Source organism: Pedobacter sp. PACM 27299, from assembly GCF_001412655.1.
GTDB lineage: Bacteria > Bacteroidota > Bacteroidia > Sphingobacteriales > Sphingobacteriaceae > Pedobacter.
The window spans coordinates 2,372,239-2,389,840 of sequence record NZ_CP012996.1 but is presented as its reverse complement, the minus strand read 5'-3'; the positions used below and the strand labels follow the sequence as shown (position 1 = coordinate 2,389,840).

The following is a 17,602-nucleotide window of genomic DNA, read 5'->3' as shown; positions in this document are numbered from 1 at the left end:
ATTCATATTTTAATATTCATAGGTTAAACTGAATCGGTAAGAGCGGCCTGGCATCGGATAATTTGTGATGACTGCATAAGCCTGATTTAGGAGGTTATTAACCTCCCCTGTCAGCCTTAATTTCCGTTTTTGGATTTGCGTATGGTAATGCAGGGCCAGATCATGGGTATAAAAGGGCTGTACGTAATTTTTAGGAATATTGGCGCTCTGGTCGTAACGTTCACCTGTATAGAGGTAGCTATAATTCAGGGCAAATTTCTTGTAGGAAGCCCCTGCTAAAAAGGTGCCGCTATGTTTAGGGGTGTAAGGGATCTGATCTTTATAAGTCGTAGATATTGGATCAGCATCAATCGCCTGCTGATAAGTATAGGTAAGCCCCAGACTTAAATTAAGGGCATCAGCCAATTCCCAGGCGGACTGAACATTGACATCCATTCCTTTTATTTCTACTTTTCCTAAGTTTCTCATACTCCACATGGCCTGTGAGGTTCCCGGAACGGCCACAATCTTATCTTTCACCTGATTAAAGTAAGCATCAGCCTGGATAGAAAATTGTTTAAGCGCGCGATGCTCATAACCTTTGATATAAGTAAAACCGAGGTCATATTGTTTGGTATATTCCGGACGCAGTACCGTAAACTGGTAAAAAGTATAATAAAGATCGTTAAAGGTAGGCATCCGGAAAATGCTCTTGTAAAAAGATCGGATTCTGAATTCCTTTTGATTAAAAGGTTGCCAGGATACCATTACTGTAGGGGTCAATTCATTTTTACTTCCTGCTGCAGGACCAGATTCTACTTTATCCTTCAGCAGGGTACTCAATAGATTTGCCTGAATATCCAGCCTGTCGAAATGAAATTGGGTAGCTACGGCATTCAGCAAAGTATATCTTGTGGGATAAGCAAAGAGGTCCAGATTGGCATTCATATCATTCAACTGGTAATCAGCAGACCAGACCACATCCCAGAATTTATTAATATTCAGCTTATTCGCTAAAGAGAGATAGAGTTCCTGCTGATGGTAGGTATTGTCTAGAAAACCTGTGGTTTTTACAATATCCGGATTCAGGAAACGCATGTAATCATTTGAATATTTGGCTGAAGCGACCAGGCTGTATTTCCCGATGTTCTTTTCATAAGCAGATTGCGCAAAGAAATTGCGGTTCCACATGCGCTGTGCAAAGTGAAAAACGTTGGCTACAATGGCGCCAGGTAAACCCTGATTGTCTTTGTAACCATATAGCTTAACATTCCATTTACTACTGTCGGACAAGATGCCATTTAAACCAAGTTCCAGTCGCATCGCTTCTACATCCCCATCCGTACGAACTGCTGTAGTATCATAAACACCGTTCGTAATGCGGTATTTGTAACGACCGTTTGCTTTTTTCAATTCTGCACTAACTGTGCTATAAGTATGCTCGCTCAATTTACTCTGCCACAATATAGAAGGATTTACCAAACCAAATGAGCCTGTTCTGAAAGCAGCTTTAAGACGATTACTCCTGCCGGCTTCGAAATTTGGCTGCCTGGCTTTCAGGTATAAAGAGCTTGCCGAAGCAAAGCTTTTAGCAGACTGAAGAATGCTGCTCTTCTGTCCGTTATACAATTCTATCTCTTCAATGTTATCTAATGAAAACTTACCCAGGTCTACCTGTCCATTTTGCGCATTTCCCAATTGTACACCATCGTAAAACACTGCAGTATGGTTACTCCCCATACTACGAACATTGATGGTCTTTAATCCGCCAATTCCACCGTAGTCTTTAAGCTGTACCCCAGAGAAATAACGCACTGCATCGGCTACGGAAAGGCTATTTAGCTTTTCCAGCTCTGCACCAGAAAGAATTTGTAAAGGAGTAGAAGACGTTTGTCGCCTGCTAAGTTTTATGGTCTTAATCTGCACTTCTTTCAAAGCATTGACTTTTTCCAGGGAATCCTGTTGGCCTGAGCTATCCCGACGACTTTCTGGTTTAACTGGCTGAGTCTGTGCCTGCAAATTTAAAGGCATAACTCCTCCGAGCCCTGTAAAGGCTAGAATAGTAAAAAAACAAGCTTTGATGCCCAAACCGGCAAATTTGTTTCTTCTCATTTTTGTTGTGAGTCATTTACCCACAGCAAACAGTTAGATCAAGGAAATGAAATACAGTAAACAAGCACTCACTCCAAGCTTCAATCCCCGAAAGCTATGAAATATTATACTTATGGCAGGTCTTCTGACTTACTCCCGGTGATCCTGCCTTCCCAATTCAAACCCTACATAGAGTAAAAAAAAGTGGCTTCGATTTGAATACCGTTATAGAGCTTACAGCTGCGGGACAGTTACGGATTTACACCGTATTCCCTTTTAATCCAGGTAAAAATCACCAGGAACCAAAAGCGTGGCAAATGTACTCAATAATCCAGCGAAGAACAAACTTTAGCCCTTGTTATAATAGCTGATGGGCTGCAGACGCCTGAAAAAGGAGCTTGCTAGCAGGAGGCTTAGAAAATTTCGCCCCTCTTCGGGGCGAAAGATTTTAGCCGCCGAGTAGTAAGCACCTTTGTATTTCTTCTAGTTTCGCCATTTCATCCTCATCAAGTACAGGAAATTTCAAGTCCATATCTTTCAGATGCTGTTCTAAAATCTGGCTGATCAATAACCTCGCATACCACTTTTTATCAGCAGGAATTATGTACCAGGGTGCTTTTTCAGTAGATGTTTCTTCAATAGCCTGTTCGTATGCCGACATATAATCGTCCCATTTTTCCCGCTCTGTAATGTCAGCCGAAGAGAACTTCCAGTTTTTAACCGGATTGTCTATCCGCTCTAAGAACCTTTCTTTTTGCTCATCTTTGGAGACATAAAGGAAAAACTTGATCACCACAGTTCCATTATCAGTGATGTGCTTTTCGAAGTTGCGAATGCTCTCATATCGCCTTTTCCAAAACTTATCATCTATTTTCTTTACCGTATCATACCCAGGGATCTTCTCTTTGAGTACATATTCAGGATGGACTTTACAAACCAATACGTTTTCATAATGCGACCTATTGTGAATGCCAATACGCCCTCTTTCAGGTAGTGCTTTATAGTGACGCCATAGAAAATCATGGTCATATTCTTCAGAAGTTGGCGTCTTAAAACTATACACCTGACAGCCCTGAGGATTTAATCCAGACATCACATGAGCAATCGCACTATCTTTCCCTGCGGCATCCATCGCCTGGAACAAAATAAGAATAGAATGAGAATCTGCAGCATACAGGGTTTCCTGCAATTTACTCAGCTCTTCTTTCGTCAGATCCAATTCCTCCTTTCCGGCTTCCTTTTCCCGGTCACCTGTATAAGCAGTATCGTAATCTTTTAGTGAAAATTTCTTACCGGGCATAACCCGGGACTTTTCGATCTCCTTTTTCATTGGCAAGTATTTGTCTTTACAGGATAGAACGTTCATCGGATCCTTAATGTTTAAATTAAATGGTGTTTAAATTTAAAACAGAGATATACATTCGAATTAAAGCTCAATAATTTTCATTTTACGCCCTGTGCTCCTTCTTTTTTTGGAATGCCCGACAACTATCGACTTTAACGGTTCAAGAGCTGCAAAGTAACTGTAAAAATATCGCTAGCATTTATCACTAATTTGTATAATTCATCCTCCCATTTGCGCAGTTTCGTAAATTAAATGTGTGCAGGTTCACAATTTAAAACACAACTTGAACAACTACTCTTTTTATGGTTTTTTATTTATCTAACTTTATTCTAAGAATTCCGGGGATATCAAGTAGTTAATTCATTTAACCTCCATCAAAATGAAAAATTTAACGTTTACTTTGTTCATTTCACTGATTTTTTTCAGTTGTGCTCCACAAAGAAATCTAGTCTATTTCAGCAACCTTCCTAAGGGCTCCAATGATATTATTCAAAGTGCAGCACAGTTAAAGCTGCAAAAGAACGACCAGCTGAGTATCTCTCTAACCAGCTTAAATACAGAGTACAATGTATTATTTGCAAGTGCAAATGCCAACAATAGCAATACCCCTATAAACAGTAAAGGGGGGTTCAGGATTAACAATGCTGGAAACATCAATCTACCACTGATTGGCGAAGTAAAAGTCGAAGGCTTAAGTTTAGAAGAAGCACAGGCTTTAATTACCCAGGTATTAAGGAAACAGATCAAGGATCCTTATGTGGATCTCCAACTTGTCAATTTCAAAATTACAGTGATTGGAGAGGTAAATCATCCGGCTTCATTAAACGTTCCCGGTGAGCAAATTAATTTATTAGAAGCCTTGGGGATGGCCGGTGACATGACCGTTTTTGGCAAACGGGAAAACGTACTTGTTATTCGGGAAGAAGACGGCGTGCGCAACATGACCAGGCTAAACCTGAATGATAAGGACAGCTACAACTCCCCATATTTCCATTTAAAACAGAATGACATCGTTTATGTCGAGCCCGACAAATCAAAAGAAAGACAGGTCAATTCAAACAACACCTTACTTCCGATCATATCTACCTGCGTTTCAGCAGCAGCTGTACTACTAACCGTTATACTCAGATAATCTGTTCTATTTTAATTATAAAAACATGAACTCAAACGTTTATCAAAGCCCTTCTGCGCTGGAGAATTTAAGGGAAAACATACAGCAGTACTTAAAATACTGGTACGCTTTTATCCTGGCATTTTTAATAGGTCTGGGGGCTAGTTTTCTCTACCTGCAAACACTCAGTCCAAGGTATAAAGTAAGCAGTACTTTAATGGTTCAGGATGATCAAAAAGGCGAAGGACAGGTTAAAGAAAGTGCATTTAGCGACCTGAATATGTTCCGCAGCGATCGCAAAGCAGACAATGAAATGGAAGTTTTACGCTCCAGGGATCTGATTTATAAAACGCTGAAATCACTATCCTTAGAAACTGCTTATTTCATTAAAGGCACCTTAAAAGACAAAGAGCTATACGGAAAAAATGTACCGATAAAAGTGAGTGTTCTTGGCGTAAATGCAAGTGGGTACCTTAAAAAACCGACAATAAGTCCTTATAGTGATCAGGAGTATGTCCTTACCGACAATAACAACAAGTATACATTGCCTTACAACAGTGTGGTACAGCAATCAGGCTATAAAATTATCGTCAGCAAAGGCCCTGCCTTTAAAAACTATACCGATCCAGTGGTTTTGAAATTTAAAAACCTGCATCGCATGGCAGAATCCTACAGCTTAACAGGCCTGATTGTACTGCCCGTTGTAAAAGATGCCAACACAATTGTCATCAGTTTAACGGACAATATCCCCCAACGGGGCCTTGATATTCTAACGGTACTCATCAGAAAATACAACGAAGAAGATGTAATTAGGAAAAACCTGATTGCCCTGAATACCATCAAATTTATTGACAAAAGGCTGAATGCACTCAGTCTGGATTTAACTGGTGTAGAGCATGATGTAGAAAATTACAAACAGGAAAACATGGTGACCGATGTCAATGCTGATGCAGTTGTCAATGTAAATAAATCCGGAGAATACGGACAAATGCTATCTTCTACAAACACCCAGCTTAACGTCCTGTCCTCCCTGGAAAAATACCTTCAAAACAACAACCTAAATGTTGTCCCTAGCGCATTAAACATCAATAATGCGACTTTAAATGACTTAACAGCGAAGTATAATGCGACCCAGCAGGAAAGGGCAAAAATGCTGAGGAGTTCTGAGGAAAGCAATCCTTTAGTACAGAACCTGACTGCACAATTAGTGAGTTTAAAATCGAACATTCAAGAAAACCTGCAGAACATCAAGAGAGGCTTACAAATTGAAAGAAACAATCAGCAGGCCATGAGCTCAAGATTTAACTCTAAAGTTCGTGCGGTACCTGCAGTAGAGCGTGGGCTATTGGAAAGAACCAGAGAGCAAAGCGTAAAATCAGGATTATATAGGTATTTATTACAAAAAAGAGAAGAAACTACGCTTTCCTTATCCGCCACAGTCCCAACTTCTCAAATCATCGATAAACCAGCGTATAATAGTGTACCAGTAACTCCAAAAAAGGAATTGATTTACCTGTGTGCCAGCTTTGCCGGCCTGCTTATTCCTGCTGCCTTTATCTACGGCAGGTCATTATTCAATAATAAAGTACGAGACGTAAAAGACATCCAACTGCTGACTGGCGTACCTGTTTTAGGCGTATTAAACCATGTCAGCAAAAATGAAGCAGCTATGATAGACCACAGTAGCAGGTCTACCATTACTGAATTATTCAGGTACATTAGAAGTAACCTTAACTTCATGAACAATGGGATGCCTGATCAGGTCATGCTGATTACTTCCTGTATGAAATCCGAAGGCAAAACATTCTTCTCTATCAATCTAGGCCTCACTTTAGCTTCCGTAAATAAACGGGTGGTATTATTGGAGTTTGATATGCGCGAGCCTCAGTTGCTGCAGAAGCTTCATTTAAATTCAAAAATTGGCATCACCGATTACCTATTAAATCCCGATGTGAGTATCGATGATTTGCTCATGAATTCAAGAAAATACCATGATTTAATTGTCGTGGATTGTGGTCCTATTACCACCAATCCTGCGGAGCTGATGATGCATCCAAAAATCGGAAAATTGGTAGAAGAATTGAAAAGCCGGTTCGACTATGTCATCATTGATACGGCGCCTGTTGGACAGGTTGCTGATGCTTTTAGCTTATCTGCCTACACCGACCTTAGCATTTATCTGATCCGTTACAATTATACTGATAAATTACAATTGAACATATTAAAAGATATCCTGTATTATAAAAAACTGACCAATCCTATGGTCGTATTTAATGATGCAAAAATTGAGAACAGCAATACCTATGGATATGGAGGATTTGGATATGGTTACGGTTTAGGTTATCAGGTCTCAAAAAACTAATACATAATTACCCCTAATCTAAGTGTTTCCACACCACAATCATGTAAGTGATGTAGCGAAGCTCTGCCCTTTTTATATCCATACTAATTATTGCCTTCACAATTAAACATTCTCTATATGGAAAATCAATTTGGTTCCAGTAGCAACTGGAGCAGGCACTGGCTTGTAGTTTATACCCGTCCGAGATGGGAAAAAAAAGTGGATCGGTTATTAAAACAGCAGGACATTAAATCCTACTGTCCAATTCGCAGCGTCACAAATCAATGGGCAGACCGAAAGAAAATTGTTGATTTACCCTTGTTTAGCGGTTATGTATTTGTTTGGGTAAATGAGCGTGAAGCATACAAAGTAAGACAAACCCTAGGCGTTTTAAACTTCATATATTATATGGGGAAACCTGCGGTGATCAGGGATAGTGTGATTGAAAAAATTGAGGAACTGATGAATAGAGATGTGGCTTGTGAGATCATCAATTCACAAGATATAAATCATGGTGACCGCATCCGTATTAAACACGGCATCTTTTACAATCAGGAAGGAACCGTGATTAAGGTCCAGGGCAAGTACGTCCTGATGGTTTTAGACCATTTGAACTGTGCTGTGCTGAGTAGTGTTCCCATCGCTGATGTCATGCTAAATACAGCCATATAAGTTAGATAAATACTCCAAATACTTCTTTTCAAAGAAAGCTCCAGTCCATTTATGATCCTCCTAAATGGCCGCTGCACTATGTAATAAATTTCCACCTTTAAAACTAATCTTATGATTCCTGTAACTAAACCATTTCTCCCAAAAGCAGAAGAATTTAAAGAATATATTGACAGCATCTGGGAACGTCAATGGCTCACCAATAATGGACCATTGCTAAATGACCTTGAATTAAAACTTAAACAATACCTGAATGTAAACCACATGCTGTTCGTCTGTAATGGCACTTTTGCTTTGCAGTTAGCCATTAGAGCCTTGGAGCTAAAGGGGGAGATTATCACTACCCCTTTCTCTTATGTTGCCACCACCAGCAGTATAGTCTGGGAGGGCTGCAAGCCAGTTTATGTAGACATCGACAGTGAGACTTTTAACATAGATCCGACTAAAATTGAGGCTGCGATTACCCCTCGCACTTCTGCCATTCTGGCCACCCATGTTTATGGCAATCCATGCGACATTGATGCCATTCAGGCGATAGCAGACCGACATGGATTAAAGGTGATTTATGACGCAGCACATTGTTTTGGGACGCAGTACAAAAACAGGTCTGTATTTGATTATGGAGACATCACGGCGACCAGTTTCCATGCCACCAAGCTATTCCATACGACCGAGGGAGGAGCTGTTTTCACGCGTGATCCAGAACTCCTGAATAAAATGCAGTACATCCGGAATTTTGGCCATAGCAGTCCTGATACTTTTGCAGGATTGGGCGTAAACGGCAAAAATTGCGAATTTCATGCGGCTATGGGCTTGTGTAATCTGAAGTATGTGGATGAGATCCTCGAAAGAAGAAAACTCCTGTCTCTTCATTATTACCAGCAATTAGGGAAAATCAAAGGTCGTTTTCCAAAGTTAAATAAAGCTAAAGACTATAATTACGCCTATTTCCCGGTATTATTTGAGACGGAACAATTAAGGCATCGGTGTATGGAAAAACTCGAACTTTCCAAAGTCTACTGCAGAAGGTATTTTTCACCCTCACTCTCTACCCTACCCTATGTGGATCCAGTGTCCATGCCTGTTTGCGAGGATATTTCCCGCAGGATTGTTTGTCTGCCGCTTTATCATACTTTAACACTTCCTGACCTGGATATGATTTGCAGGGTCATTTTAAGAACTCAGAATTATGCCGATGCAGTACCAGTTGCTACAGATAATTTTGGCGTACAGGTGACCAACAAAATCGCCACAGAAATTAATGATTTAAGGGCGATCAAGTGATACTATTGGGTAGCTCTGCTCCTCTATTAAACCTTTCATTAAACTAAACAAACCAATCATAAGCTTTCATCAACTTAAACCTAAAATCATGAACATTTCATTCTCACCACCGTTTATTGACCAAAATGTAATTAATGAAGTAATGGATACACTCAAGTCTGGCTGGATTACCTCCGGACCAAAGGTGATGGCACTGGAGATGGAGGTGATGCGCTTAACCAGATCTAAAGCTGCCGTCTGCGTAAACTCCTGGACTTCTGGTGCAGTAATGATGTTAAAATGGTTCGGTGTAAAAGAAGGCGATGAAGTCATTATACCTGCCTACTCTTATTGTGCAACCGCTCTATGTGTTTTACATTGCGGCGCTACACCGGTGATGGTAGATATTGCTGACGACCTGACCATAGACCCTCAACGCATAAAAATGGCCATTACCTCTAGGACTAAGGCAATTATTGCGGTCGACATTGCTGGTTTACCCTGTGATTACAACACCATTAAATCATTAATCAGGAGCGCCAGGATCAGAAGCTTATTTACAGCGAATTCAGAAGAACAGCGAAAACTTGGCAGAATCCTCCTGATTGCAGACGCCGCACATTCCATTGGTTCTACTTATATGGGCCATTCCGCAGCGGTAAGCAGCGACGTTACTATCTTTTCTTTTCATGCTGTAAAAAATATTACCACTGCTGAAGGAGGCTGTGCCTGCTTAAACTTGCCCGGTAATTTCGACCATAATGAAGAATATAAGTTCCTCAAAATATTTTCATTAAACGGCCAGAACAAAGATGCTTATGCGAAATCGAAAGGTGCCAACTGGAAGTATGACATTCTCTATAAGGGATTAAAAATTAATATGCCTGATATCTGTGCGGCGATAGGCTTAGCACAAATCAAACAATACAAACGTTTGCTGTTGCCTGAGCGTAGAAAAATAGCAGAAAAATACTGCAGCATTTTAAGTAATTACGAGTGGTTTATTCCACCAACATTAAAAGACTACTCCAGGGAATCTTCCTATCACATCTTCCCGATGCGCCTTAAACATATCACAGAGGCTCAAAGAGATCGTATCATTGAAGATATCGTGGCTTTTGGAGTTATTGTCAACGTTCATTTCATCCCAATGCCAATGTTAACTTATTTTAAGAAAACGGGATATAATATTGCGAATTATCCAAATAGCTATAAACAATATGCCTGTGAAATTTCCTTACCTATCTACCCTACATTAACCGATGAAGATACAGACTACATTATCGATGCCGTGATTAAATCTGTTCAATCACAAATGCTGCATAACAAACATCAGGAATTGTCACTTATCAAATCATACCGCAGTTAATTCTTTGATAACTGTCTTCGTTTGTTATAAAAAAGGAGGTCTGTCAGACCTCCTTTTTTTTGCCGGAAAATAAACGTTTACTGATACCCAGACTTATCCTAGCTCATCGCCCAAACATAAAAAAGGTGTCCAAAACAATTGGACACCTTTTTCAATTTCTAGCTGAAGCTAGTGGTTACAGAAAAATCTTTTTTGGGGCTTGAGCAGCTACTTATCTGATCCTATTTCATTATACTGCTTCGGAAAACTCTGACTTAACAGCTCGTTATATTTTTCGAGTAGTTTGATGTATTTGTTCATCCAATAATTTACAGCGGTTGAGTAGTTCGCCATAGCATTTTCTTCATTGCTCATCAGATCTAATTTCTTTTCTCTAGCTTCATCTTGTAAACGAGCAAAGTCATCTGGAAATTCCTTAGAAAAGTCATGATTAATGACGTTCCCAATTTTACAAATAACATCAAAACTTAAAGACTCCTGATCAAACCAATTGTATATGGTTCGTCTACTAACGTGTAATTTCCTAGAAAGTTCAGTGATCCCCATATGATCCTTTCTTACAACATGTTCAATTACTTGACCTACATTTAAATTCATAGAAATAAGTTTAAAATGTTAACTAGAATTAGAGGGATGAGATCTATACTAAAAATAACAAAAAGATGACAATAAAGCAAGTAAAATTATAAAAAAATAAAAACTATTGATCATCCAACCAAATAATGATCTATGTCTTCATATTTTGAATTTTTACTCTTAAAATCTGGAATTATTTCCTTCATTTTTTTAACCATTGCTAAGTCGTTATTGGAATTATTAAGCAGCAGCAGCTCTTCAATTACATTTTGAATATAGAAAATACTATAGCTTATAATTTTTGAAATTTTAATTTTTGGATGATAAGTAGAAATGGTTTCTTCTTCCAGCATCAGCAGTTCTTCATATAGTTTTTCTCCAGGTCTTAGCCCTGTAAATATTATTTTAATGTCTTTGTCCGGGATTAATCCGGCTAATTTAATCATGTTGGTAGCCAGGTCCACAATTTTAATGGGTTCTCCCATATCAAAGATGTAGATCTCCCCTCCATTGCCCATCGATGCAGCTTCCAGCACCAATTGTACGGATTCTGGAATCGTCATAAAATACCTGGTGATTTCAGGATGCGTTACAGCTACAGGCCCTCCCCGAGCGATCTGTGCTTTAAATCTCGGAATCACAGAGCCATTAGATCCCAGAACATTGCCAAATCTGGTGGTAATAAATTTTGTCTGCGTTTCTGTTTGATGAGTAATTGATTTCTCATTTGATATGTTTAAGTTTTTTTCATTGTTAAGGGATTGAATGTACATTTCGGCAAGACGTTTGGAAGCGCCCATAATATTAGTTGGCCGTACAGCTTTATCTGTGGAGATCATCACAAATTTTTCGACGCCATACGCTATGGCCAAATCTGCAATATTTTTAGTCCCCATTACATTCGTTAAAATAGCTTCAGAAGGGTTGTTTTCCATCATAGGAACATGTTTATAGGCTGCCGCATGGAAAACAATTTGAGGTTGATACTCTTCAAAGATTGATTTCATCCGACATTTATTTTGAATGTTCGCCATGACAACATGAGTTTTTGCTCCTTTAAAATCATCCTCAATCTCTAATTGTAAATCGTGAAGAGGTGTTTCAGCCTGGTCACATAACACCACAAATTCTGGATTAAAACCTACGATCTGACGCACAATTTCGGAGCCTATAGAACCTGCAGCACCTGTGATCAGGATGCGTTTCCCTTGCATTTCCCTGAAGATATTATTTTTAGTCAGGACGATTGGCTCCCTATGTAATAAATCCTCAATCTTTAAATCTTTAATTTGATTCGGCGTGAGTTTACCATATAACCACTTATCAGATTGCGGAACCGTAACTACTTTTATGCCTAGTTCAATACATTTATCAATCGTTACTTTCTTCCCATTTACATTCAAATCATCCCCAACAAAAAGCACCTTCTGTATATTAAATTTATGCTGTAAAGCTTCAATTGACCTAGAATGGTAAACGTTTTTCTGCTCAATATGTTTATTGATTTTATCGGCATTGTCATCTACAAAAGCAAAGACATTTAAGTCATTTGTATTTCCTCCTTCCAATGCTTTTTTCACTAGAATAGAATCTCTTCCAGAGCCATAAATTAGTATATTCTCTTTTTTATCATTGGGCTCCATTGTTTTCATATAAAAAAACAAATTTTTCACGGCCACTCTGAGCATAATCAATAAAGAGGAAGAAACGAAAAAATTTATAATCAGTATTTCGGGAAACCATTTTGAAGAAAGTTTAAAATCCGGCACAAAAAAGACATTACTGGTAATGGTAAAAATAATACTGGTGAACAGCACTGCCATAAATATTCTTATGATATCTTCCGTATTAGAATACCGTATAATTCCAGTATGAATCCGCATCACCATAAATACGGCAATTGAAATCAAGCTATACAAACAGGTATAAATGACAAAATTTGAATAACCTAATTCTACATATTCAAATTTGTGAAGTAACAGGAAGGACATAAATAATGTCCATACAACGATAATCTGATCAATAAACAGGATCAGCCAACGCGAATATATTTTGTCACGAAACAGGAGCATTTTCATAATATGAAGATTTAGATAACCAGTTGAAGAAAACCAAATGTTAAACTATTTAACACCGCCCGATAGAGCGGAAAAAAATCAATACTTATACGCTCATCAATTTCTCGCTTACTAACCAGCGAATGATAAACAGAAGTATTGGACACATAACGCCAGCTTTTATATTCCAGAAAAAGATCTGAAAAGCCCGCTTTCCAATTAAATAAAGTATCCATTTTAAAGCCTACTCCTCCTCCGAGGTGCAGGTATTTCATTCCTTCATTTCTACCGATCAGGGTAATTTCATCTATTAAAAATTTTGCAGGAGATTCCCTTAAATATGCTGGTTTTGTTCCCACCAGGTGTACCTGAATAATGCCATGTGTGAAGGTTACAATCATCCCACATACAATGACATCATTAGCATACACCAGTAACAATCGACAATCAAAATCATCATTATCAATCAGATAATTGAAATACGATTTACTAAAAAAGTAACAATCTGCCGCTTCCACTCTTTCCATATTTCTGGTGTACATATCATAGAATAGCGTGATGTCGTTTTGGTCTCTACTTTGTTTAACTGAGTAACCAGCTTTCCTACATTTTTTGATGTTTTTCAGTGTGGTTTTTCTATATTTCCCTCGTTGTTCCTCTATAGAAAGGGTTAAATCTATGGCCACTGTTTTCCCATTTTCATAAACCCCTCCAAATTTCTCAAATAGCAAGTATTGATTAAAAAGTGGGTGAAGCCTTGAAAACACACACACATTCTGCTCTTTATCCAGGAAATCTAAAAATGATACTTTAAAATTATCGATCATGCAATCATCAATATCCTCGAATTTCTGATTGGATATTGGCCCGGTATAGCCGTAGACTGAACTCAGATCAGAAAATGAACTATCAGATATATTTCTTTTAAGCAATGGGAAAGCGATGTAGTGCTGATCTTCTTCATAAACAAAAAGAAAAGGATTGCCTGTGTGATCTAAAGAATGATAGAACCAGGTATGGTAAAAATCGTACTCCAGAGCAGCATTGACATACGCAGTCCATTCCTTTCTCTCGAGAAGGGTGATTAATTTTCTCATAGCCGTATGGATATTAAAAAATAAATAATTAGGACAGCCGATTAGCTAAAGGGAGTGAATGTCTGTTTTGTCAACAGCATTTTCAGTTGCTGTTGGTGTTTGCTTACAGGAACAAAGCCCGTTTTTTTATAAATTGAAAGACCGGCGACATTGTCTTCATGTACAAATAGGAAAACACTTTCCAGGCTCAGCTCAGAAAATGCAGTTTCAAGAATGAGTTGAGTAGCGGCTTTCCCTATACCTTTCCCCCAAAATTGACGCTCCCCAATAAACAGATGAAACTCGCCTTGGCCATCTTTTAAATCAATCAATTGTATATTCCCAATATATTGATCTGTTTCTTTTAAACAAATGGCAAAGCGCTTATCATTTAATTTCTCTAGTTTAAGACGGAGCCATTCCGTTTCTTTTTCCATCGTTATTCCCGGTTGAGCGGGGCTAAACTCGGTATATACCCATATTTCTGGGTCATTACGCCATTGATAAGAGATTTTAGCATCCTCGATCTCTAAGGGCCTTAAATAGACAGGATTATTCATGTTATTTTATTTATTCAACGAATGATACATTTAGGCTAAAGGGGAACAGCATCAGCCTTGACCAGGTTGATACATTCTTAAATGCGGAGGTTGATAGAATTCTTGTAAATTGGCAGAGATACGAGCATTGTATCCAATGACCTGCCTCAAATGGTCATTTAAGCTTTCTCCATACTCATATCCCAAAAACCTGGGGAAATCAAACTGGGGTTTAAAAAAAGGTCTGGTAAACGTTAGGGTCAATGCACGTCTGGGGCCATCAGTATTATTCAGCCCCACAGCATGCCAGATGTTAGAATCAAATAATATAATACTTCCTTTCTTCGCCACTGCCCTGTCTGCCTGCTCATAGAAAAACACCTCGTATGGCTTCACATCTTTCTTATGAGATCCGGAAAGAAAATAGGTTGCACCATTATCAAGGGTATAATCATCTAGTAAAACAATCATTTGGATCGCAATTTTAAAATCTCCGGTGAAGCTCCTGATGTCCCGATGAACATTGTGGACATAGGCTTTAAAATTTTTAAAGTTGAGCACTCCACTTATTCCATTTACGATATAATTACCATCCAGAAAATGTCTCATTTCTCTATCGCAATACTTCTGGGACAAGAATGGCATACTAAAGTTCTCCTTCTCCAGCAGATGGTGCAGTGTGCCTTCCATATTTGTCTCAATACCATTCTGAACTTGAATTTCCCTTCTCGTTAAATAGGCTGGTTCCAGGTCATTGATTATGGTATTGATCATCTTCTCATTAACAGCATCTTCATAGATGACCCAGCCATATTCGTCAATTGCATCCTCAAAGTCACTTAAAGTGGCTTCGGAATAAATAAATTTATTTTTCAAAGCACATAGATTTATAGGTTAAACTTTAGTTAATTATCGAATTTTAAAGAAATCTTATTTGATGGATAATGCGGGAACGCGATACAATGGGAAATAGTTAACATTTCTACTGTCGTTTCGTTCCTTTACCAAGTCATTATAAACCAGATGATCGGATACAAACCTCCAGGTATTGTCTTCCAGTAAAAGTCTGGAAAAAGAGTATTTAAATCGAAACAAGGAATCTTCCTTGCCTTCCAAACCACCGCCAAGGTGAAAATACTGCTTTCCAAGTCGGCGGCCAATCACACTAATTTCATCTGTCAGCAATTTACTAGGAGAATAATGAACGTAAGCGCTGGCAGTTGCAGAAAGATGATTACGAATTACATTTCCAGCACACATAATCACTGCGCCACAAATCATTTCTTCACCATCATAAATCAAAATTAATTTACATTCCTCCCTATTGCTTTTAAGGAGTTCCATAAAATATTTCTCCTCATAAAAATAGCGTTTTCCGGCTCCCAATCTCAGCATATTTTCAGTGTACATTGCAGTAAATAAGCGAATTTCCTGATCTGTACCTGCTTCTTTTATATGGTATGGCATTTTTCTGAGCTGCCTGATTTGCCTGCCCAGTCTTTTTTCATAGCTCGCCCTTTGCTCCTCAATGGAAACCGAGAGATCTATGTAGACTGTTTTTCCATTATCAGCTAAGCCTCCTATTTTTTCTATGAGCACCTTTTGATCAATAAAGGGATTTAGCCTGGAAAACAAACAGATATACCCCTCCACTTTCATAAATTCTAAAAAATACTGTTTAAAATTTTCAAGGAATTGATCACTGATGTCTTTAAACATTAAATTAGAAATCGGACCAGAATATCCGTACACTGAGGTTAAATCAAATAAACCGGAGTGATTAATTTCCCTTTTTAACAATGGAAGAGCGATAAAAACACCCTTCTCTTGATATACGAAAAGTATCGGCTCTCCACTTTTCTCCAGCGCATGATAGTGCCAGGTATGATAAAAATCATAGTTTACAGCCGCACGAACACAGGCAATCCATTCTGTTGATTGCTGAATACTAATCAAGTGATATGACATGATAAATAATAATTACAATATGTCGTTTTTTTTTTTATACTCTAAACAAGGTTCATGATCCTAAGCATATCCGCATTGACCAGATTCACATCAAACTTCTCTTTTGCAAAGCTCCTTCCATTGAGCCCGTACAAAATAATATCTGCGGTATTGTTGAGGTAATATTCCATCTTTAATACGAGTGCAGAAACATTTCTCACGGGAACTAAAAAGCCATTACGACCGACTGAAGAATTGTGTATGGTTTCCCTACAGCCCACGGAATCACAGGTAATGATGGCTCGCCCCATTGCCATTCCCTCTAATATGCACCTTGGAACACCCTCTCCATAGTAGGAGGGCAATACTACAATTGAAGCATTTTTAATGTAAGGTCTCACGTCGTCTACTCTTCCAATGTATTCTATGGTGTCATCAAATAGAATTTTAGAGAACAGCTCCAGGGTGATGGAGTCGATATTATTATCAAAAGAACCAATCAGTTTAAATTTGGCATCGGGATATTTGTGGCGGATGGTTTTGGCGGCTTCATAATATTCTTTAACTCCTTTAGCATTGATCAATCTGGAGATCATCAGGAAGCTAATATTTGAAGTATCGGGTTCGGTATACTCATAATGACTTAGGTCTACCCCTGAGCCATTGACTACAAATGCCTCTTGTTTCTGACTAATAATTCCGGTCTCCAATAATTTATGATAATCATCTTTATTCTGAAAGATGATACGAATTCCCTTATTGCCTTTTAGGCTGATTTTAAGTAAGATTTTAGTGATGGCGCTCAGCAGCCGGTTTTTTTTTCCATTATTACTGAAATTATAACCTAAACCTGTCAGCATCGGTGTTATACAGGCTATTTTACATATTTTCGCAATCATTGTCCCATATATTACTGGTTTAAAAGTATAGGGAAAAAACACATCAGGCTTAGTTTTTTTGATCAGTTTGTGCAACTGAATGATATATTTAAGATCAGCAAAGATAGAGACATTGCTTCCATTCAAATTGTTCTCATACACCTTTACATTCAGACTTTCTAACTTATCTCTAACCTGCTGTCTGGAGATGGTAGGCGTAAAAACAGCCACATTATTCCCTTTTACCAGTTCTTCGATAAGTTTACCGCGAAACTCCAGTAAGGTATGGGAAGAATCGCAGGCAATCAACACATTTTTTTTGTTATTGTCCATAATACAAAGCGATTTAATGCAATCAAAA

14 protein-coding genes and 1 riboswitch are annotated in these 17,602 nt (G+C 38.4%); of the genes, 5 read left to right on the top strand and 9 right to left on the bottom strand.

Features of this window, described 5'->3' with window-relative positions; all coding sequences use genetic code 11:
• Positions 1-9 precede the first annotated feature (9 nt).
• Positions 10-2,091, bottom strand: coding sequence for a TonB-dependent receptor plug domain-containing protein (locus AQ505_RS09965; RefSeq protein ID WP_062548043.1), 2,082 nt, complete (start codon positions 2,089-2,091; stop codon positions 10-12).
• Between the two features lie 97 nt (positions 2,092-2,188).
• Positions 2,189-2,392, bottom strand: a riboswitch (cobalamin riboswitch).
• A gap of 126 nt (positions 2,393-2,518) precedes the next feature.
• Entirely contained in the window at positions 2,519-3,436 is a 918-nt protein-coding gene (locus AQ505_RS09960) for a polyphosphate kinase 2 family protein (protein ID WP_231635062.1), read from the bottom strand.
• Positions 3,437-3,794: 358 nt separating this feature from the next.
• On the opposite strand from AQ505_RS09960, the gene AQ505_RS09955 reads away from it, so the two are divergent.
• The 5 genes from AQ505_RS09955 to AQ505_RS09935 all read left to right on the top strand — a co-directional run bounded on the left by AQ505_RS09955 (position 3,795) and on the right by AQ505_RS09935 (position 10,168).
• Positions 3,795-4,547 carry a polysaccharide biosynthesis/export family protein gene (locus AQ505_RS09955; RefSeq protein ID WP_062548042.1) on the top strand — a complete coding sequence of 251 codons (753 nt, stop codon included), beginning with the start codon at positions 3,795-3,797 and terminating at the stop codon, positions 4,545-4,547.
• Positions 4,548-4,572: 25 nt separating this feature from the next.
• Complete coding sequence (locus AQ505_RS09950) at positions 4,573-6,888, top strand: GumC family protein (RefSeq protein WP_062548041.1); 2,316 nt, start codon at positions 4,573-4,575, stop codon at positions 6,886-6,888.
• A gap of 117 nt (positions 6,889-7,005) precedes the next feature.
• Positions 7,006-7,539: a UpxY family transcription antiterminator gene (locus AQ505_RS09945; RefSeq protein ID WP_062548040.1), complete on the top strand. Its 534-nt coding sequence runs from the start codon at positions 7,006-7,008 to the stop codon at positions 7,537-7,539.
• Between the two features lie 111 nt (positions 7,540-7,650).
• Complete coding sequence (locus AQ505_RS09940) at positions 7,651-8,820, top strand: DegT/DnrJ/EryC1/StrS family aminotransferase (RefSeq protein ID WP_062548039.1); 1,170 nt, start codon at positions 7,651-7,653, stop codon at positions 8,818-8,820.
• A gap of 88 nt (positions 8,821-8,908) precedes the next feature.
• A complete protein-coding gene (locus AQ505_RS09935; protein ID WP_062548038.1) occupies positions 8,909-10,168 on the top strand; it encodes a DegT/DnrJ/EryC1/StrS family aminotransferase in 1,260 nt (419 codons plus the stop codon).
• A 207-nt stretch (positions 10,169-10,375) separates the two neighbouring features.
• Here the strand turns inward: AQ505_RS09935 and AQ505_RS09930 are convergent, their stop codons facing one another.
• The 7 genes from AQ505_RS09930 to AQ505_RS09900 all read right to left on the bottom strand — a co-directional run bounded on the left by AQ505_RS09930 (position 10,376) and on the right by AQ505_RS09900 (position 17,574).
• Positions 10,376-10,765, bottom strand: a complete 390-nt coding sequence (locus AQ505_RS09930) for a helix-turn-helix domain-containing protein (protein WP_062548037.1) — start codon at positions 10,763-10,765, stop codon at positions 10,376-10,378.
• A 110-nt stretch (positions 10,766-10,875) separates the two neighbouring features.
• Positions 10,876-12,822, bottom strand: a complete 1,947-nt coding sequence (locus AQ505_RS09925) for a polysaccharide biosynthesis protein (protein WP_062548036.1) — start codon at positions 12,820-12,822, stop codon at positions 10,876-10,878.
• An 11-nt stretch (positions 12,823-12,833) separates the two neighbouring features.
• Complete coding sequence (locus AQ505_RS09920) at positions 12,834-13,898, bottom strand: GNAT family N-acetyltransferase (protein WP_062548035.1); 1,065 nt, start codon at positions 13,896-13,898, stop codon at positions 12,834-12,836.
• Between the two features lie 41 nt (positions 13,899-13,939).
• The gene (locus tag AQ505_RS09915; protein ID WP_062548034.1) at positions 13,940-14,437 is read right to left on the bottom strand and encodes a GNAT family N-acetyltransferase; all 498 of its coding nucleotides are present in this window, start codon (positions 14,435-14,437) and stop codon (positions 13,940-13,942) included.
• Positions 14,438-14,488: 51 nt separating this feature from the next.
• Positions 14,489-15,292: a phytanoyl-CoA dioxygenase family protein gene (locus AQ505_RS09910; RefSeq protein ID WP_062548033.1), complete on the bottom strand. Its 804-nt coding sequence runs from the start codon at positions 15,290-15,292 to the stop codon at positions 14,489-14,491.
• Positions 15,293-15,346: 54 nt separating this feature from the next.
• Complete coding sequence (locus tag AQ505_RS09905) at positions 15,347-16,384, bottom strand: GNAT family N-acetyltransferase (protein ID WP_062548032.1); 1,038 nt, start codon at positions 16,382-16,384, stop codon at positions 15,347-15,349.
• A gap of 41 nt (positions 16,385-16,425) precedes the next feature.
• Positions 16,426-17,574 carry a glycosyltransferase family 4 protein gene (locus AQ505_RS09900; RefSeq protein WP_062548031.1) on the bottom strand — a complete coding sequence of 383 codons (1,149 nt, stop codon included), beginning with the start codon at positions 17,572-17,574 and terminating at the stop codon, positions 16,426-16,428.
• Positions 17,575-17,602 lie beyond the last annotated feature (28 nt).